At 68.0% G+C, this 18678-nt stretch carries 16 protein-coding genes, 1 tRNA gene and 1 pseudogene; 11 read left to right on the top strand and 7 right to left on the bottom strand.

What is annotated here, in order from left to right:
• Positions 1–2: 2 nt before the first annotated feature.
• The gene (gene leuC / locus KZC51_RS10745; RefSeq protein ID WP_247629970.1) at positions 3–1460 is read right to left on the bottom strand and encodes a 3-isopropylmalate dehydratase large subunit; all 1458 of its coding nucleotides are present in this window, start codon (positions 1458–1460) and stop codon (positions 3–5) included.
• 34 nt (positions 1461–1494) lie between these two features.
• On the opposite strand from leuC, the pseudogene KZC51_RS10740 reads away from it, so the two are divergent.
• Positions 1495–2942: pseudogene (locus tag KZC51_RS10740) on the top strand (O-acetylhomoserine aminocarboxypropyltransferase/cysteine synthase family protein).
• Positions 2939–4252 carry an LLM class flavin-dependent oxidoreductase gene (locus KZC51_RS10735; protein ID WP_247629969.1) on the top strand — a complete coding sequence of 438 codons (1314 nt, stop codon included), beginning with the start codon at positions 2939–2941 and terminating at the stop codon, positions 4250–4252. Before KZC51_RS10740 ends, KZC51_RS10735 begins: the two are co-directional and overlap by 4 nt.
• Positions 4253–4273: 21 nt before the next feature.
• Here the strand turns inward: KZC51_RS10735 and KZC51_RS10730 are convergent, their stop codons facing one another.
• Positions 4274–4771 carry a DUF427 domain-containing protein gene (locus KZC51_RS10730; protein WP_247629968.1) on the bottom strand — a complete coding sequence of 166 codons (498 nt, stop codon included), beginning with the start codon at positions 4769–4771 and terminating at the stop codon, positions 4274–4276.
• Between the two features lie 36 nt (positions 4772–4807).
• On the opposite strand from KZC51_RS10730, the gene KZC51_RS10725 reads away from it, so the two are divergent.
• The gene (locus KZC51_RS10725) at positions 4808–5404 is read left to right on the top strand and encodes an LON peptidase substrate-binding domain-containing protein (protein WP_247629967.1); all 597 of its coding nucleotides are present in this window, start codon (positions 4808–4810) and stop codon (positions 5402–5404) included.
• On the opposite strand, the gene KZC51_RS10720 is transcribed toward KZC51_RS10725, so the two are convergent.
• Both KZC51_RS10720 and KZC51_RS10715 read right to left on the bottom strand, forming a co-directional pair.
• Positions 5367–5717 (bottom strand): DUF2834 domain-containing protein, encoded by a 351-nt coding sequence (locus KZC51_RS10720; RefSeq protein WP_247629966.1) that lies wholly within the window; start codon positions 5715–5717, stop codon positions 5367–5369. The two genes, KZC51_RS10725 and KZC51_RS10720, sit on opposite strands and share 38 nt — an antisense overlap.
• Before the next feature lie 12 nt (positions 5718–5729).
• Positions 5730–6737 carry a TerC family protein gene (locus KZC51_RS10715; protein WP_247629965.1) on the bottom strand — a complete coding sequence of 336 codons (1008 nt, stop codon included), beginning with the start codon at positions 6735–6737 and terminating at the stop codon, positions 5730–5732.
• A gap of 264 nt (positions 6738–7001) precedes the next feature.
• Between KZC51_RS10715 and KZC51_RS10710 the strand changes: the two genes are divergently transcribed.
• Complete coding sequence (locus KZC51_RS10710; protein WP_247629964.1) at positions 7002–7559, top strand: RNA polymerase sigma factor; 558 nt, start codon at positions 7002–7004, stop codon at positions 7557–7559.
• Positions 7556–8668: a DUF4349 domain-containing protein gene (locus tag KZC51_RS10705; protein ID WP_247629963.1), complete on the top strand. Its 1113-nt coding sequence runs from the start codon at positions 7556–7558 to the stop codon at positions 8666–8668. The genes KZC51_RS10710 and KZC51_RS10705 overlap by 4 nt, the downstream gene beginning before the upstream one ends.
• Positions 8669–8839: 171 nt before the next feature.
• Here the strand turns inward: KZC51_RS10705 and KZC51_RS10700 are convergent.
• Positions 8840–8912, bottom strand: a tRNA-Glu gene (locus KZC51_RS10700).
• 151 nt (positions 8913–9063) lie between these two features.
• On the opposite strand from KZC51_RS10700, the gene KZC51_RS10695 reads away from it, so the two are divergent.
• A complete protein-coding gene (locus tag KZC51_RS10695) occupies positions 9064–9702 on the top strand; it encodes an MBL fold metallo-hydrolase (RefSeq protein WP_247629962.1) in 639 nt (212 codons plus the stop codon).
• 2 nt (positions 9703–9704) lie between these two features.
• On the top strand, positions 9705–10586 hold the full coding sequence (locus KZC51_RS10690; protein WP_247629961.1) for an aminoglycoside phosphotransferase family protein: 882 nt from the start codon (positions 9705–9707) through the stop codon (positions 10584–10586).
• Here the strand turns inward: KZC51_RS10690 and pepN are convergent.
• Entirely contained in the window at positions 10583–13066 is a 2484-nt protein-coding gene (gene pepN / locus KZC51_RS10685; RefSeq protein ID WP_247629960.1) for an aminopeptidase N, read from the bottom strand. The genes KZC51_RS10690 and pepN overlap by 4 nt on opposite strands.
• A gap of 99 nt (positions 13067–13165) precedes the next feature.
• On the opposite strand from pepN, the gene KZC51_RS10680 reads away from it, so the two are divergent.
• On the top strand, positions 13166–13603 hold the full coding sequence (locus tag KZC51_RS10680) for a MarR family winged helix-turn-helix transcriptional regulator (protein WP_247629959.1): 438 nt from the start codon (positions 13166–13168) through the stop codon (positions 13601–13603).
• A gap of 60 nt (positions 13604–13663) precedes the next feature.
• Positions 13664–14521 (top strand): 3-hydroxyacyl-CoA dehydrogenase, encoded by an 858-nt coding sequence (locus KZC51_RS10675; RefSeq protein ID WP_247629958.1) that lies wholly within the window; start codon positions 13664–13666, stop codon positions 14519–14521.
• Between the two features lie 26 nt (positions 14522–14547).
• On the opposite strand, the gene KZC51_RS10670 is transcribed toward KZC51_RS10675, so the two are convergent.
• A complete protein-coding gene (locus KZC51_RS10670; RefSeq protein WP_247629957.1) occupies positions 14548–17031 on the bottom strand; it encodes a tetratricopeptide repeat protein in 2484 nt (827 codons plus the stop codon).
• A gap of 143 nt (positions 17032–17174) precedes the next feature.
• Here KZC51_RS10670 and KZC51_RS10665 point away from each other — a divergent pair, with 143 nt between their 5' ends.
• Together KZC51_RS10665 and KZC51_RS10660 are read left to right on the top strand one after the other, a co-directional pair.
• Positions 17175–17669, top strand: a complete 495-nt coding sequence (locus KZC51_RS10665; protein WP_247629956.1) for a hypothetical protein — start codon at positions 17175–17177, stop codon at positions 17667–17669.
• Between the two features lie 3 nt (positions 17670–17672).
• Positions 17673–18677, top strand: a complete 1005-nt coding sequence (locus KZC51_RS10660; RefSeq protein ID WP_247629955.1) for a hypothetical protein — start codon at positions 17673–17675, stop codon at positions 18675–18677.
• The last annotated feature ends 1 nt before the right edge of the window (position 18678 follow it).

Here is an 18678-nt window from a genome sequence, read left to right as displayed (position 1 = left end):
GATCAGGCCTCTTCTCCGATGGTGACGAGCAGATCGCCGGGGCTGGACAGCGTGCCGCGGATGGCGGTCGCCGCAGCGACCAACGGGGAGACGAGGTGCGTCCGCCCACCCTTGCCCTGGCGTCCCTCGAAGTTGCGGTTGGAGGTGGAGGCGCAGCGCTCGCCCGGAGCGAGCTGGTCGGGGTTCATCCCCAGGCACATCGAGCAGCCGGCGAACCGCCACTCCGCCCCGAAGTCCGTGATGATCTTGTCGAGTCCCTCAGCCTCGGCCTCCAAGCGCACGCGGGCAGAGCCGGGGACGACCATGACGCGCACGCCGTCCGCCTTCTTCTTGCCCTCGATGATCGACGCGAATGCGCGCAGGTCCTCGATCCGACTGTTCGTGCAGGACCCCATGAACACGGCGTCGACGGGAACCTCCTTGAGTGGGGTCCCCGGAACGAGGTCCATGTACTCCAGCGCCCGCTCGGCCGCTGCACGCTCATTGGGGTCGCTGATGTCGGCAGGGTTCGGGACCGACGCCGACAACGAGCTGCCCTGACCGGGGTTCGTGCCCCAGGTCACGAACGGCTCCAGCTCGTCGGCGTCGATGAAGACCTCGGCGTCGAAGGTGGCGCCGTCGTCGGTGGGAAGGGTGCGCCAGTAGGCGACCGCGTCATCCCAGTCCTGCCCCTTGGGCGCGTGCTGACGACCCTCGAGATACGCGAACGTCGTCTCGTCCGGGGCGACCATGCCGGCACGGGCGCCGGCCTCGATCGACATGTTGCAGATCGTCATCCGTCCCTCCATCGAGAGGGCACGGATGGCACTGCCGCGGAACTCGAGCACGTAGCCCTGTCCTCCACCGGTGCCGATCTTCGCGATCACCGCGAGGATGATGTCTTTCGCCGTCACTCCAGGGCGCAGCGTGCCGTCGACCGTGATCGCCATGGTCTTGAACGGCTTCAGGGGAAGCGTCTGGGTGGCCATCACGTGCTCGACCTCGCTCGTGCCGATGCCGAAGGCCATGGCCCCGAAAGCGCCGTGCGTGGAAGTGTGCGAGTCACCACAGACGACCGTGATGCCCGGCATCGTGAGGCCGAGCTGCGGACCCACAACGTGCACGATGCCCTGCTCGGCGTCGCCCAGCGAGTGCAGACGCACGCCGAACTCGGCGGCGTTGCGCCGCAGCGTCTCGATCTGCGTGCGGCTGGTCAGATCGGCGATCGGCTTGTCGATCTCCCACGTCGGGGTGTTGTGGTCCTCCGTGGCGATCGTCAGGTCCAGGCGACGCAGCGGACGCCCTTCGCTGCGCAGGCCGTCGAACGCCTGCGGGCTGGTGACCTCATGAACCAGGTGGAGGTCGATATAGATGAGGTCCGGCTCGCCGTTCTCGCCCTTGACGACGAGGTGGTCGTCCCAGACCTTCTCGGCAAGCGTGCGAGGGCGAACGTGATCGGCACCTGATGCGGGGGTGTTCATTGCGTGTCTCCTGAAGCTGGCGGTTCGGCCCACGATGGACTCCGCGACGAGGAGGGGCTCAGAACGAGTTCTCGTCGCGGCCGCTAAGAAGGAGCACGATCCGCATGACGTCAGATTACCACCGCTTCAGCACGCCGTGATCCGCCGTGACACTCTACTGAGACCTGCCCGATCGAGAGGTAACCGCATGACCGCCGACTCCGCCCACTTCGTCACCCGTGCGGTCCACGCCGGCCGCGCCAGGGAGGCGGCCACGTCCCGGACCACTCCGATCTTCCTGACGGCGGGCTTCGAGTTCGACGACTTCGACCATGCGGCCGACCATTTCGGCACGGGTGCCGGCTTCGGCTATACCCGCACGGGCAACCCGACCGTGCGCACGGTCGAGCGCCAACTGGCTGCGCTCGAGTCGGGAGCGGATGCCGTGCTCGTCGCCAGCGGTCAGGCGGCGGTCGTCACCGCCTTCCTCACCGTCGCAGGCGCGGGCGACCACATCGTGAGCTCGACCCACATCTACGAGGGGACCCGTGGTCTCCTGCTCGACAACCTGTCACGCCTCGGGATCGAGACCACGTTCATCGACGACATCGATGACCCGGCGGCGTGGCGAGCCGCGATCCGCCCGAACACACGCGCGCTGTTCGGGGAATCGATCGCGAACGCCCGCAACGACATCCTCGACATCGCAGCGATCAGTGCCGTGGCCGATGAGTCGGCGATCCCTCTGATCGTCGACAACACCCTGGCCACTCCCTATCTGCTGCGTCCGCTGGAGCACGGAGCCGCGATTGTCGTGCACTCCGCCTCGAAGTTCCTCGCCGGTCATGGTTCCGTGCTGGGGGGCGTGATCGTCGACGACGGGCGTTTCGATGCCGCGCGGCACGGGCACAATGCGCCCCACCTCGTGCTTCCCGGTCGCAGTGGCGTCGCCAGCGTCGCGGCACGCCACGGCGGCAACGCGCGCATCGCGTACGCACGGGAATCCGTCGCGCCTCGCTTCGGCGCCTCCCCTTCTCCCCTCAACGCCTTCCTGATCGGCCAGGGTGTCGAGACGCTCGGTCTGCGCGTCGAGCGCCAGTCGCGCAACGCTCTCGAGATCGCACAGTGGCTGGAGGCACAGGACGCGGTCGAGAGCGTCGACTACGCCGGCCTGCCCTCGCACCCCGACCATGCCGAGGCCGTGCGCTACCTCCACGGGGGGTTCGGATCGATCTTCACCTTCACGCTGCGCGGAGGACTGCCTGCCGCGCGTCGATTCATCGAGAGCGTCGAGGTGTTCGTGCACATGACCACATCGGCGACGTCCGATCCCTCGTGCTCCACCCCGGCACCACCAGTCACACGACACGCAGCCCCGAGGAGCGCGAGATCCTCGGGGTGCGCCCCGGCACACTGCGCCTCTCGATCGGGATCGAGGACGTGAGCGATCTCATCGGCGACCTCTCACAGGTCCTCGCCGCGACGGAAGCGGCGATCGCATGAGTCGCCCGCAGCATTTCGGCTGGTTCCTCGCCCGCGGCTTCGGCCCACAGGGCTGGGGCTACCCCTCGCTCGACTGGGACTACGACTGGACGCGTCCGGAGATCTATCAGGAAGCGGCGCGCACTCTCGAGCAGGCCGGCTTCGACCTCGTCATCATCGAGGACAGTCCCTCGCTCGGTTCGCCCGAGACGATCGACATCCGCGTGCGCCACGCATTCGGCGGGCCGAAGCACGACCCGCTCCTGCTCGCTCCGTACCTGTTCCAGGCGACGACGCATCTCGGGGTCGTCCCGACCGTGAACCCGGCGGCTTCGCTGCCGTACACCTCTGCGCGCCAATTCGCCACGCTGCAGCACCTGAGCGGGCACCGGCTCGGACTGAACGTCGTGACGGACACCGGCAGCGCGCGGCACTTCTCGGATGCACCGCAGCTGGACCACGACGCGGCCTACGACCGTGCCGAGGAGTGGCTCGACGGGATCCGCGCGCTCTGGCACAGCTGGGATGACGGTGCGTTGATCGCCGACCGTGGCACGCAGATCTACGCGGACGGCGCGAAGCTCCGCACGATCCGGCACCGTGGCGAGCACTTCGCCTTCGACGGTCCCCTCAACGCGCTCCCCTTCACCGATGGCGAGCCCGCCATCGTCTCCCCCGGCGGCTCAGGGCGTGGTCTCGGCTTCGCCGGCGCGAACTCCGACGTCCAGCTCGCTCTCGCGCCCCTGCATGAGGCCTCTGTGCGTGCCTACCGGGCCAAGGTCCACGACGCGGCGATCGCGAGAGGACGGCGACCGGAGGACGTCAAGATCCTGTTCGCGATCCAGCCCGTCATCACCCCGTCGGTCGAGGAGGCGGATCGGATCGTCGGCGCGTCCACGAACCCCGACGATGCCGCCCTCGTGCAGATCGCCCGTAAGCAATCCAGCGATCTGGAGACCGATCTGACCGCTCTGGATCTCGACAAGCCGCTGGACCTGTCGATCTTCGGCGGACACGTGTCGCGCGGAAGCATCCAACGCCTGATCGGCGATCGGGGCGAGGGTGCGCCGCTGCGTGCGCACCTCACCGCACTCGTGCGCGCTGGCCGCATCAACGATCGCTCCGGCTTCGTCGGCACCGCCGAGGAGTTCGCCGACCTCATCGAGGAGCTGGGCGAGTGGGGCAATGACGGGGTGCTCCTCTGGGGAGATTTCCACCCCGTGACGCTGCACCGCACGCTCGATGAGCTCGTGCCGATCCTCCGCCGACGCGGCATCCTGCGTCGCGACTACGTCGACGGCGGCCTGCAGGCGAACCTGCACGCGTTCTGAATCGGCCGGTCCGCCGCCGCGTCACCACCCCGCGGAGCCGGGCACGCCCTTGAAGGGCCCGACGACGGACGACGTCACCCACCCGCCGTAGAAGCCACCGGGCTGGGGAACGACGACCTCACCGCCGACAGTGCACTCATCCATGGGACCGGCGTACACGGCGATCCGGTCCCTCAGCGACTCGAAACCTGCCGTCGGCTGCGGATAGTTCCAGGCCGCGCCGTCGCGCACGGTCTCGCCGCCGCGCACATCGAAATAGCGCGCAGCACCCTTGAACTCGCAGAACGAGGAGCCCGGGGCATCCACGAGCGCACCGCGGACGAAGTCGGCGAGCGGGAGGTAGTACACCGGAGGGTGGCTGGTCTCCAGCACGCGCACGGCGTCACGGGTGTCGGCGATCAGCTCTCCCCCGAGGCGGATGGTCACGCGCTCAGCCACCGGCTCGACCCGCGGCGGCCTCGGGTAGTCCCACACGGATTCCTGACCGGGAGCGGGAGAAACGGGAATCGGCCTGTGCATCTGTTCACTGTACGTCGCTCGGTGTTGACTGGTGCCATGGTCGCGATACCGATGTTCCCGCTGGGGTCGGTGCTCTTCCCGCACACCCCTCTCCCGCTCCGTGTGTTCGAGCCGCGCTACCTCACCATGATCGGACGGCTTCTCGACGACGAGGACGCGCAGTTCGGCGTGGTGCTCATCGAGCGAGGGCACGAGGTGGGCGGTGGCGACCGGCGCAGCAGCATCGGCACGATGGCTCGGCTGATCAGCGTCGCGGCGGGCGCGGAGGTGCTGCATACCGTGGCGGTCGGCACGGAACGCTTCGTGGTGGACGCGTGGCTCGACGACGACCCGTATCCGCGGGCCGAGGTCACCCGGCTCGCCCCACTCGACTGGCATGACGGGCTCACCCCGCTGCGCGCCGAGGCCGAGCGGATCGTGCGGCGAACCCTCGCCAGCGCGCCCGATGCGCGGTGGGATCCCGCGACCGAGCTCTCCGATTCGCCCGGCGCCGCCGCCTGGCAGCTCGCGGCGATCGCTCCGCTCGGCGAGTACGACAGGTACTCCCTGCTGCAGGCGACCACCACAGGCGGACTGCTGGGTCAGGTGATCGATCTCACTCTCGAGGCGGAGCGGCTGTGGTCAGCCGAGTGAGGTGACGCTGGCGCATCGCGAGGAACAGCGGAAGGGCGAACGCGAACGCGGTCACACCCGAGATCGCGACATAGAGCCATCCCCGCCGCATCCCGAGGCGCCGGGCCTCGACGATGATGAACACGCTCCCCGCGAGCGCCACGACCAGCAGATCGACCGTGATCGACGACACCGCCGGGCCGCTGCGGATCAGATCACCGATGAAGTCCGTCATCTGGGTGATCGCCATGACGTTGAACACCCAGGTCCCGACCAGCCCGGCCAGCGCGAGCACGAGATAGCAGAGGGCCAGGGGCGTCCAGTGACGGGTCATGGCGCCATGATCTCACTCGACGATCGTTACCGTGTCCTTCGCAGCGCGCTTCTCACGCGATGAGGCGATCAGGCTGGCGACGGTCGCACCGACCATCGCCACCAGGATGACCGTCAGCGACATCCAGATGGGGATGTCCGGTGCCCACTCGATGTGCTCGCCGCCGTTGATGAACGGGAGCTCGTTCTCGTGCATGGCGTGCAGGATGAGCTTGACGCCGATGAAGCCGAGGATGATCGCGATGCCGTAGTGCAGGTAGCGCAGCCGATCGAGCAGATCACCCAGCAGGAAGTACAGCTGGCGTAGCCCCATCAGCGCGAAGATGTTCGCGGTGAAGACCAGGAAGCTGTCGTGCGTGATGCTGAAGATCGCAGGGATCGAGTCGATCGCGAACATCAGGTCGGTCACACCGATCGCGACGAACACGATGATCATCGGCGTCCACATGCGCTTGCCGTCGACGACCGTACGCAGCTTGTTGCCGTCGTACTCCTCGCTGATGTCGATGCGACGGCGCAGCAGGCGCACGATGAAATTCTCGCGCTGCACCTCGCCGTCATGGTCGCCGTCCGGCATCGCCTGGCGGATCGCGGTGTAGATCAGGAAAGCGCCGAAGATGTAGAAGATCGGCGAGAAGTTCTCGATGATCGCGACCCCGAGCAGGATGAACAGTCCGCGCAGCACCAGGGCGATGATGATGCCCACCATGAGCACCATCTGCTGCAGCCGTCGAGGCACGGCGAACTGCGCCATGATCAGCACGAAGACGAAGAGGTTGTCGATGGACAGGCTGTACTCCAGCGCCCAGCCGGTGAGGAACTCCCCGGCGAACTGGCCGCCGGCGAACAGGTACAGCAGCCCGGCGAACACCAACGCGAGGCCCACGTAGAACGCCACCCACAGCGTGGATTCCTTTGTCGACGGGATGTGCGGCCGAAGGCGCACGAGCATCAGATCGCCGATGAGGATGAGCACGAGGACGACGAGCGAGCCGACTTCGAACCAGACAGGAATGTTCACGCGCGCACTGCGCCTTTCGAGAGGGGTCGTTGATCACCGAGAGTCTCTCCCCCGCACAGAGTGCGTCGCGCGCCCGGAGCAGCGGTAGTGGTGCTCGTGATGACGTTACGCGCGGATCCGGGATACTCCCCCTCGCGATGCCCATGTTAGCGGAGCCTGCGGGGGTGCGGGACCGTTTGCGACGACGTGACTTCATCGATCGATTCTGAGACGATGGCGCTTCTGTCGACACTTTCCCGGTGAGAGACACCGAACGGAATCAGGATGCCCGTGCAGACGAGTGATCAGAAGTGGGCGGCACAGGCCGCGGCAGGTGACGAGAGCGCCTTCCGCGAGCTGTACCGGGCCCACGTTCGACCGGTCTACTGGATCGCGAACGGCATCCTCGCATCGTCCACCGATGCCGAGGACGTGACCCAGGAGACCTTCGTGGTCGCCTGGCGCAAGCTGCCCGGCCTCGAGCTGCAGGGAGAGTCGATCCTGCCGTGGCTGGCGACGATCTGCCGCTTCCAGGCGGCGAATCGGCTGCGCCAGAGGCGACGGGATCAGGCCCATACCGCGGAGGTCTTGGACGAGAACGTCCCGGACACCGTCAGCGTGGAAGAGCAGGTCATCACGGCCGCTCTCGCCGCGCGGATCGCGGCGGAGGTCGGCACCCTGAACGAGCTCGACCGTGAGATCTTCCGCCTGTGCGCATCGGAGGGCTACGCCTACCAGGCTGCTGCCGATGAGCTGGGTGTGAGCCATGCGGTGGTCCGGAACCGTCTCTCGCGAGTGCGCACCCAACTGCGCAGCGCCGTCAAGGAAGTGAGAGACGCATGAACGACCAGACCCCCTTCGAAGAGCTGCCGGAGCTCTCGGACGAGACGATCGCACGCATGGAGAACTCGGTCTTCGCGCAGATCGCCGAGGAACGCACCCCCGTCGCGCACGCCGCCACGCGGTCACACGTGCGTCGCCGTCGCTGGCTGACCGGGGCGGGGATCGCCGCGGCCTTCGCCGTCGGAGTGATCGTGACTCCGCCGATCCTCGGCGCCGTAGGTTCCGGAAGCATGACCATCACCGCGGAGAGCTCGGACATGTCGGGAGGATCCGTCGCCGATTCGGGTGGGGGCTCCACCGACCGGAGCACGGACGTGGCATCCGAGGACGCGTCCGGCGACGTCCCCGCGACGTCCGGCCTGTCGGGGGCCGAGTCCGGCGATGCCGACAGGGAGATCGTCACCACGGCGAACGTGACGCTCCAGGTGAAGGACATCCCGGATGCGGCCGACGCTGTGACCGCACTCGCTGAGAAGCATGGCGGCTACGTCGAGAGCACGCAGGTCGGAAAGGACATGGCACTCGATGACACCTCCGCCCCTGCGCCTGCCGACCAGGGGTATGGCTGGATCAGCGTGCGGGTGCCGTCGGCGGACCTCTCCGATGTGATCCGGGAGCTCGGCGATTCCGGCGACGTGCTGTCATCGTCGATCTCGAAGCAGGACGTGACCGCGACCGCGATCGATCTGAGGGCACGAGTCAATGCGACCAAGGCATCCGTGCAGCGCCTCACCGAGCTCATGGCGCAGTCGGGCAGCGTCTCCGAACTCATCGAAGCCGAGGTCGCGCTGACCGATCGCCAGGCTCAACTCGAATCGTGGGAGCAGCAGCTCGCCGCCGTCGAGGACCAGGTGGCCATGTCGACGCTGCAGGTCGAGCTCACCCGTGCAGCAGCGCCGACGACAGCCGATCCCGCAGGCTTCACCGATGGCGTGCTCGCCGGGTGGAACGGACTGGTCGTCTCGCTCAACGCCCTCGTCATCGCGGTCGGGTTCATCCTCCCGTGGCTGGGCATCGCGGCCGTCATCGCGCTCATCTTCTGGCTCATCCGACGCGCGCGTCGGGCACGGCGCGCTGAACCGGTCAGCACGGAGACGACGACGGACTGAGGACGGTGCCGAACGCCGCCCTTGATCGTCGATCGGGGGCGGCGTTCTCGTCTGCCTCCACACGGATGCCCGTGTGGGACGGCGCATCCCGCGAGTTCTCGCATCGCTCCGCAACCTGAGCCGGATACGACGAAAGCCCCCGGGAGAACCGGGGGCTTTCGTGTTGTTGTGTGACCCCAGCGGGATTCGAACCCGCGTTACCGCCGTGAGAGGGCGGCGTACTAGGCCGCTATACGATGGGGCCGTCTGGCGGAGCGTTTCCGTCCCGCGACAACCGTTCAAGTATGCCACGACGATTCTTGCTGCGCCAAATCGAGCCGACAGTGCCGAACTCCCGGGCGTGGCGAACATATATCGGGTTTGCCCGGAGACCCCAGAAGGAGTTGACTCTTCCCATGCGCGTGACCAAGTTCGAACATGCCACCCTCCGCATCGATCAGGGCGATCAGACGCTGGTGATCGATCCCGGGTCCTTCACCACCCCGCTCGACGACCTCAACGGCCTGGTCGGCATCGTGCTCACGCATGAGCACCCCGACCACTGGACCCCGGAGAACCTCGATCGACTCCTGCGCGCTGCTCCCGGCACCCCGATCTTCGGGCCCGCCGGCGTCGCCGCGGCCGCAGACGGCTACGACATCACAGTCGTGTCGCCGGGCGAGACCGTGACGGTCGGAGAGTTCACCCTGCGCTTCTTCGGAGGTACTCACGCGGTGATCCACTCCTCGATCCCCACAGTCGACAACGTCGGCGTGCTCGTGAACGAGAAGCTCTACTACCCCGGCGACTCGTACGCCGTCCCCCAGAGCGTCGACGTCGACACACTCGCCGCCCCACTCGGCGCCCCCTGGCTGAAGATCGGCGACGCGATGGACTACGTGCTGGCGGTGAAGCCCCGGCGCGCATTCGGCACCCACGACATGACGCTCTCGGTCGCCGGCAAGACGATGCACCGCGGGCGCCTGCAGTGGGCGACGGAGCAGGGTGGCGGCGAGTTCTTCGCGCTCGAACCCGGTGAGTCGCTCGACCTCTGAGCATGGCCGACTCCCCCGCCGCCGAACACGCGCTCGCTGACTGGGAACTACGCGATCTGCTCCGTGCTGCGGCGCCTCGCCTCGCCGCGCTGCCCCTGACACTTCTGGCCGATGGCTGGGACAACACGATCTGGCGCCTCGGCGAGGACTTCGCCGTGCGGGTGCCGCGACGCGCCGCAGCCGCACCGCTGATCGAGAACGAGCAGCGTGCGCTTCCCGAGATCGCCCCTCGACTCGCGTCCGCCGGCGTCCGTGTCCCCGCGCCCCTCGTCTGCGGAGTGCCGACGGATCGCTTCCCCTGGCCGTGGTCTGTGATTCCCTGGATCGAGGGCGGGAGCGCGCTCACCGCGCCGCGACGGCAGAACGCGTCGTGGGCGCCCGCCCTCGCAGCAGCGCTGTCGGCGCTGCACTCCCCTGCTCCCGCCGATGCGCCGCACAACCCGGTCCGCGGCGTGCCGTTGCAGAATCGGGACGAGGCGATGCGTTCACGCCTGCCCGCCTCTGCCGAGGCGGCTCCGCTTCGCGACGCATGGGAACTCGGGGTGCTCGCCCCACCGAGCACGGAACGGGTATGGATCCACGGCGACCTGCACCCGGGCAACATCATCGTCGAAGGCACGCGGCTGGTGGCGCTGATCGACTTCGGTGATGTGACCGCCGGTGACCCTGCCTACGACCTGGCCGCGAGTTGGCTGCTGTTCGACGCTCCGGGGCGATCCGCATTCCGGGCCGCGACAGCGGACCGCTACGACGAGCCGACCTGGACTCGCGCGCGCGCCTGGGCGGCCTACATCTCGCTCATGCTGCTCACGCAGAGCGACGACCGCCCGGACTATCGCGCGGTGGGGCTCAGCACGGCCGAGGAGCTGCGCGCGGCGGACTAACGCTGAGCAGCCCGCACCCGCAGCTCGCGTGCGAGATGATCGCGCTGCTCGATCACGATGCGAAGAAGCGCCGCCGGCGCCGTCTCATTCTCGGCGAGCCAGGTGTCGACCAGCGCGAGCGAGTCCGTCGCGGGGAACAGTCCGATCACCAGTCGACGGGCGAGCTCGATGCTGCGCGAGCTCCACACCGCTCCGATGCGCGCGAAGTATGCCGCGTCGAACGCCGAGATCAGATCGCGTCGGCCGCCGGCGCGGAAGCCAGCGATCTCCGCGTCCAGATGGTCGTTGCTGAGCGTCAGATCGTCCCAGGCGGCGTCCCAGGCAGCACGCCGTACGTCCGCATCCGGTCGCGACGCCCACGCTCGGCGCGCCGCGGTGCGTCCGGTGCCCGTATCGTCGCGTGCGGACTCGGCCTCGATATCCTCTCCCGTCGCGTGCCCGGTGGTGACGAGGGCCGTGAGCAGCTGCCACCGCAGATCGGGGTCGACCGTGAGTCCGTCCGGTGCCGCGCCGTCGAGGATCTCGCGCAGATCGGCACTGTGGAGATCGTCATAGGTCGAGGCACCGGCGAGGGCACGGGCCCAGCTCAGCTGCGCGTCGCTGCCGGCATCCGCCGTCTGCAGAGCCGCCCAGGCGGTCTCGGTCCACGCCCGCTGCTCCTGGGCACGCCGTTCATCCGTGGCGAAGTGACGCACGGCGTATGCGGCGTCGGCGATGACGCCGGTGAGCAGGCCGATGTTCGACTCCGACGGCGCGTGCGCGCGGGCGACAGCGAGATAGCGGGACGCATCGAGTTCGCCGTCGCGTGTCGCGTTCCACAGCGAGGACCAGAGCAGCGCCCGCGCCAGCGGGTCCTCGACCGCCGACAGCGATGTCTCGACGGTGCGCAGGGACCGCTCGTCGAGCCGCGCCTTCGCATACGTTAGGTCGTCATCGTTCAGGATCACGAGGTCGGCGGGAGGAAGATCGACGGCCGTGCGGGGTGCGGCGATGTCCAGCGACACCTGCTGCTGACGCACGATGCGGTCACCCGCACGTACATAGATCCCGATGCGCAGGCGATGGGGACGCGGATCCGTCTGCACGAGCTCGACCGTGCCGTCTGCAGCCTCCTCGAGCGCGAGCGTGGACATGCCGGTGGTCTCGAGCCACGCCCGCGACCAGTCGCTCATGTCGCGCCCGGAGACGGCGCTCAGCTGCGCGAGCAGATCATCGAGCGTCGTGTTGCCGAAGGCATGAGCGGCGAAGTACCGCCGTGCGCCCTCGAAGAATGCGTCCTCGCCCACGAATGCGACGAGCTGCTTGAGCACCGCCGCGCCCTTGGCGTACGTGATGCCGTCGAAATTCAGCTTCGCCGCCTCGAGGTCGGTGATGTCGGCGACGATCGGATGCGTGGTGGGGAGCTGATCCTGCTGATACGCCCACGCCTTGCGGCTGGCGGCGAACTTCACCCAGGCATCGGTGAACCGGGTGGCCGCGGCGGAGGCGTGTGCTCCCATATAGTCGGCGAACGACTCCTTGAGCCAGAGATCGTCCCACCAGCGCATGGTGACGAGGTCGCCGAACCACATGTGCGCCATCTCGTGGAGGATCGTGTTCGCCCGCGCGGCGCGCTGCGCCTCGGTCGCCGCTCCCCGGGACAGATACGCCTCGGTGAACGTCACCAGGCCCGGGTTCTCCATCGCGCCGAGGTTGTACTCGGGCACGAAGATCTGGTCGTACTTTCCCCAGGGATACGGGTACGCGAATGCCTCGGTGAAGAAGTCGAGCCCCTGGCGGGTGACCTCGAGGATCTCGTCGGACTCCAGGTACGGCGCGAGCGAGCGCCGGGCGAACAGCCCGAGCGCGATCCGCTGATCCTCACGCGACCACTCGCCCTCGACGCGCACATAGGGTCCGGCAGCGACGGCAGTGATGTAGCTGGAGATCGGCAGCGTCGGGGCGAACTCGACGCGCTGCCATTCGTCCGCGCTCTCCTGGCCCGCAACGGCCTGGTTCGACAGTACCTCCCACCCCGCCGGAGCGCGCACCACGAACGTGTACGGCGCTTTGATGTCCGGCTGCTCGAAGCAGGCCATCACCCGGCGAGAATCCGCTGGCTCGTACTGCGTGTAGAGGTACGTCTCGCCGTCCGCCGGGTCGACGAAGCGGTGAAGGCCCTCACCGGAACGGCTGTACGTGCCGACCGCCTCGACCACGACGACGTTGTGCGCAGCAAGTCCTTCCAGAGCGATCCGGGCACCATCATGGCGAGGCATCTGCTCCACGCCGTTGAGCGTGACGCGATCCACGGACTCGCCGATGAAGTCGAGCCAGGTCTCCGGTGCCGTCGCGTCGAAGTCGATCGTCGTGACGGTCGGGAAGCCGCTGTTACGAGGATCGGTGGCGCCCGTCAGATCGAGCTCGACGCGGATGCTGTGCACGACGACAGCAGCGGATCGCGCCGCCGTCTCCTCGCGGGTGAGATTGGCGGTGTCCATGCATCCATCCTGTCATCCGACGCGACCCGATCCCGATCTCTCGCCTGTTGCGGAATGCAACATACGCGCGTAACGTTGTATAAGACAACAGGAGGAGCGATGGGAACTGCGGAACAACGAGATCGGCACAGCGCAACGGTGCTCCGGTCCCTCGTCGCGATCACTCGCCGCGGCCTGGCCGACGCCCGATTCGACGACACCCCCCTGTCGGTGACGGACCAGTCCATCGTGATGGCCATCGCGGAACAGCCCGGCATCCGCTCCATCGACATCGCGCGCATGTTCCGGCTGAACCGCTCCACCGTGTCCCGCCAACTCGCCACGCTCACCGCGCTCGGGATCGTCCGCGAGGTGCCGAGCGACTCCGGGCGGGGTCGACCGCTCGAACTCACGCCCTCAGGAACGACCGCGTACCGCGGCACGCTCGACACGCTGCAGCAGATCATCGACGCGCACCTGGCTGCGTGGACCGACGACGAGGTCGCCCGGTTCGCCCACGACCTCGAGCGCTTCGACCACAGTGCCGAACAGCCCTGACCGGGCGCCTCGGTGCACGCGCGGAACCCGACCCACAAGGTCACCACAGAAGGAAGAGAAATGAAGAACATCACCGTCCTCGGCACCGGCGTCCTCGGATCGCAGATCGCGTTCCAGACCGCCTTCCACGGATTCGACGTCGTCGCGTACGACATCGACCAGCCGGCACTCGACCGCGCCGCAGAGCGCTTCCAAGGACTCGCCGTGCGGTACGCGACCGACGGCATCGCGGGAGCTGCTGATGGAGGCGCGGCAGCCGCGATCGCGCGCATCCGTCTGAGCGCCGACCTCGCCGACGCCGTCTCGGCCGCTGACCTCGTGATCGAGGCCGTTCCGGAGAACCTGGAGCTGAAGCAGGGCATCTATCGCACGATCGCCGCCGCCGCTCCCTCGACGACCGTCTTCGCCACGAACTCCTCGACTCTGCTCCCGAGCGCGCTGGCCGAATCGACCGGCCGCCCTGACCGTTTCCTCGCACTGCACTTCGCGAACGAGATCTGGTCGCACAACACCGCCGAGGTCATGGGCACCCCCGCCACCGATCCCGCTGTCTACGAGCAGGTCGTCGCGTTCGCACGCCAGATCGGCATGGTGCCGATCGAGATCAAGAAGGAGAAGGCGGGCTACCTGCTCAACTCGCTGCTGGTGCCCTTCCTGCAGGCAGCCGGTGAGCTCCTGGTCGACGGCATCGCCGAGCCCGAGGCCATCGACGCCACCTGGCGCATCGGTACCGGCGCACCCGCCGGCCCGTTCGAGATCTACGACATCGTCGGGCTCACCACCGCCTACAACATCTCCCGGATGGGCGACGCGAAGCAGCAGGCCTTCGCCGATCTCATCAAGGAGCGCTACATCGACCAGGGCAAGCTCGGCGTCGCGACCGGAGAAGGGTTCTACACCTACCCCCGTAGCAACTGACCGACGTGTCGATTCAGCGGTCGCCCTCACTTCGAGGTGTCGGCCGCTGAGTCGAGTTCGCGGGCCATTCGATGGCCCAGTCGCCGATACAGCTCATCCGATGCCGATGCCAGCTCGACGGCACGCGAGCGGTGACCAGCTGCGCAGGCGGCACGCGCCAGGATGCCGTCACTGCGAGCCACCTCCGCACGGTCACCGGTGGCCTCTGCGATGCCTCGCGCTTCCCGCGCATGGCGTTCGGCTTCGGCGAGAGCCTCCGTACGATCCACCCCCGCCAGGGAGTCGCGGCTCAGCAGTATCTCTGCCAGCGAGTTGGCCGCTTCCGTGGCGATCAACGGGGACCCGGCCCGCTCCGCATCGGCGAGCACACCCTCGGCTGCCCGCCTCGCCTGCGACGATCTGCCTTCGCGCGCGTCGATGCGGGCGCCGAGCAGAACCAGGTCGGCCTCGGTTCCGTACTCGCCGGAGCCGCGCGGGGAGTCCAGGGCATCACCGATCCACTCTCGCGCACTGATGTCGTCACCGCATGCCTCCGAGATCAGCGCCATCGTGCGCCTCACGTACGGCAGCGAGCGTCCCTGCGAATCCTCGAGAAGTGCGTGCAGTTCAGTCCGGGCTTCGTCGAGGCGTCCTACGGCCAGCAGACACAGGGCTCTGTTCCCGCGCACGATGACGACGTTGAGCTCGTCCCCGGCTGCCAGCGCTATCTCGAGGGCTGCGGCGTAGTGGCGCTCCGCTTCGTCGTACCGCGCCACGATGCGGAGCGTATCCGCGTGGTTCCCCATCGCGCGCCCCTCGACCACGCGATCATCGAAGGTGCGCGCCACGTCGATCGCCTTCTGGTAGGACACCAGCGCATCGTCGAGATGGCTCATCCAGCGTTGCACGTTGCCGATCTGATTCCACGTCCGGGCGAGCGCCGCCCCCTGGGCCACTCGTCGCACGCGATGAAGGGTCACCAGAGCCTGATCGAATCGTCCGAGCTTCTCGGCACACTGGGCGATCCCCAGCGCGATGTCAGGGACGAGGGTGAGTGCAGCGCCGCGTGCGGCGAGGTCGTGCAGACGGAGGGACTCATCCCACATCGACCAGCGCGCCAGCCCCGGATGCGCCGCGATCGCCAGCTGCTCCACAGCACTGTCCAGACCGTGTTCCCTAGCCGCGCTCGCCACGGCCAGAACGGTGCCCGCCTCCCGCGCGGCGTAATCCCGATCACGGGCGATCACCTCACGCAGGGCGTCCGACATCCGCTCCACGAAAGCGCGACGCGTTGAGACAGGACGCAGCGACCGTGAGCGATCTGCAGCGAAGGCGAACACTGTCGCATGCATCTGCACATGCCCGTCGCGTCGCTCGATCAGGTGACGAGCTCTGAGCCGTTCCAGCCCCTTCTCCGCGCTCGTTCCGATGGCCCCGAGCAGAAGGACTTCATCCACCTCGCGGTCGAGGAGGGCGATGTCGGCCAGCAGCCCCGCATCGCGCGTGGGCAGAGAGCGGGTCGCCGCTTCGAGCACTGGCCTGATGCGCGCATCGCGCGGCTCCTGCTCGAAGCGGGAAGCCAGGTCGTCGAAAGTCCACCCGCGGTGTTCCCCCACGATGCCCGCAAGCATCGCGAGGTCGAGGGGAAGTCCCCCACCCACCGCCACGATGCGGTCGAGAGCTTCACCCTCCACCGGAGCATCAGGCCTGTCGGCACGGGCCGCATCCCGGTCGGCGAGCATGTGGCGGAGCAGTCTTCTGGATGCCACATCGTCGAGCGGCCCGAGAGCACGGTGGACGGCGGTGAACCCCTGCTCCCGCAGCCGCACCGCGATCGGTTCGAGGTCGATGCGGGACGTGAGCACGTAGCGGACTCCCGGCACGATGAGCTCCACGACAGGGTACCCAGAGCCCAGGTCCTCGATCACGACCACTCGTCCCGCCGCCTCGGCACACACACGCTCCCGCAGCCGGGCAAGCTCATACGGCAGGGAACGGTGGCCCAAACCTCCCAGCATGCGGCGCAGCACGTCGATCGGATCCGGCGCCGGCCGATCCGGGTCCGATCCGCGCAGGTCGACCGTGAGGACAGCTCCAACGGGTACCAATGCGGAGGCGAGCGTGCTCTTCCCGATCCCCGGCAGCCCGGACAGCAGGGTGACCTCTGCCGGGGGCAGGGAGGCGATCAGCGCCTCACGCCCGATCTCCGCTCCCGGCGCCCGACGCGGCGCGAACGTCGTCTCGATGTGCACACCGGGCCGTCTCCCGTTCAGCGAGCCCGCATACTCCTGCCATCTCGCAGCCTCGGCCGAGTCTCCCCCGAGCACCCAGACGATCTCGCCGATGAGCCGAGCATCCACCCGGCGGCGCCCCGGGCGGAAGCAGTCGTAGACGGTCACCTTCGCCGGCTCTTCTCCCCCGCGCAACGCACCGATGCGCCGGGCTATCTCGGCGTAGGAGGGAGACCCCGCAGCGGAACGTCTGCTGCCGAGAGCGATGCAGAGCTCGTCGAGGCTTCGGGGGGCCGCCATGTCTCCGAGCCTAAGACAGACCGAAACCGCACACGCGACATCCGCGTTCGGGGTCGTTCGGGAAGACGCCCGCAGAGCGACGCTGCTCCTAGGCTCGCTCAGCGGGAGGCGAGTCGCGCCTCCCGCTGAAGAGGAGAGAATCGATGACCACACGTGCAGAGATCGCGGCGAAACTCGATGACTTCGCCTATCAGAAGGCGAATTTCGGCGGATTCCTCATGAACAAGAGGGCGAAGAACTCGCACGCCCTGTGGACGGGCAATCGCGACAAGGGAGTCACTGAACTCAGCCTCCTCGCCACGCGCGACTATGGCGACAACAACATCTACGACGTCGCGGCCTTCACGCTCGATGGGACGGTTCCCTCCGAGGCGCTCGCCGAGCTCTCGTCTCAGGCCGAAGCCCTCGCCGACCGCATCAACCTCCGCGAGCACGGCTACGTCTACACCTGCCTCGAGCCGTGGGACGGCGGGGGCACCATCTGGATCTCGAAGAAGCCGGAGTTCCGTGCACTCAGCCGGCCGGAGCAGGGCATCTACGTCATCCCGATCCAGCGCCTGTCCGGCGATGAACCGCGCTGGCTCGCCTGGGTGCGCGAGCGCGAGCAGCTCGACATCGCCATCGTCTACAAGCCCTGATCGGTGACCGTGACCCGCAGAGAAGAGGCGCTGCTCGACCGTCTGACGCCGCGCCCCGGCATCCTGGTCGCGGCGATATCGCTCGCCTATCTCGCCGTCTGCGCACCGGTCGCCCTGTACCTGCTGCCCGTCGGCTTCGAGCTCCGCGGCGGGTCCCTGCTCGCACTGCAGCTCCTGGTCGTGCTCGCAGGCGGGGCGGCCGTCGCGTACGCGTCGACCGCCATCCTGCGCGCGGCGCGCCGGCGATCGCAGCTGCTCGCGATCGCCGGCGCGATGGGATGGACGTTCAGGCCCGACGTCAGCGATTGGATCTGGGGTGGCTCGATCGATGAGCAGGTCGAGCGGTCCGCCCGATCCTCTCGGGATCACCTCGATGCCCGCGCCAGCCCCATTCCGTTCGATTCCGCCGAGCGCACCGTCACGATCGGGGACCGCGAGGGCTCGACCATCCATACGATCAGAGCGGTACGCATCCCCCTGCCCAGCGAGGCACCCCGCATCACGCTGCGCTCACGACGGGGAGGGGGTGGGCTCAGCCTCCTGCCTCGGCGCCCCCGAGGCCGCGCCGAGCTGCGACTGGAAGGTGACTTCAGCGATGTCTTCGATGTCTCGGTGCCGCCCGGCTACGAGGCGGACGCTCTCTACGTGCTCACGCCCGATCTGATGGCCGTCCTGCTGGATGCAACCCCCGATCTCGATCTGGAGATCGTCGACAGCACCTTGCACGTCTACTTCCCGCCGGTCGACCTCACCGATCTCGCCGAGCTCGACCGTTTCCTCACCGTGATCGACGTGCTCCACGAACGGTTCGGCCGTCGCACGTTCCTGTATCGCGATGAGAGGGCGGTCCCGCTGGATCCGATCTCTCCGCGCCGCAGCGGCGACACTCTCTCGGCTGCCGCACGGACCCTGGAGACCCGCATCCGACTCTGGCCGATCATCGTGGCCGTGCTGACACCGCTCATGCCGATGCTCATCGCTCTGATCTGGCTGCAGCTCGCCGGGTGAA

The sequence above is a fragment of the Microbacterium croceum genome (assembly GCF_023091245.1).
In the GTDB taxonomy this organism is placed as follows: Bacteria; Actinomycetota; Actinomycetes; order Actinomycetales; family Microbacteriaceae; genus Microbacterium; species Microbacterium croceum.
This window is presented reverse-complemented; position numbering and strand designations above follow the sequence as displayed.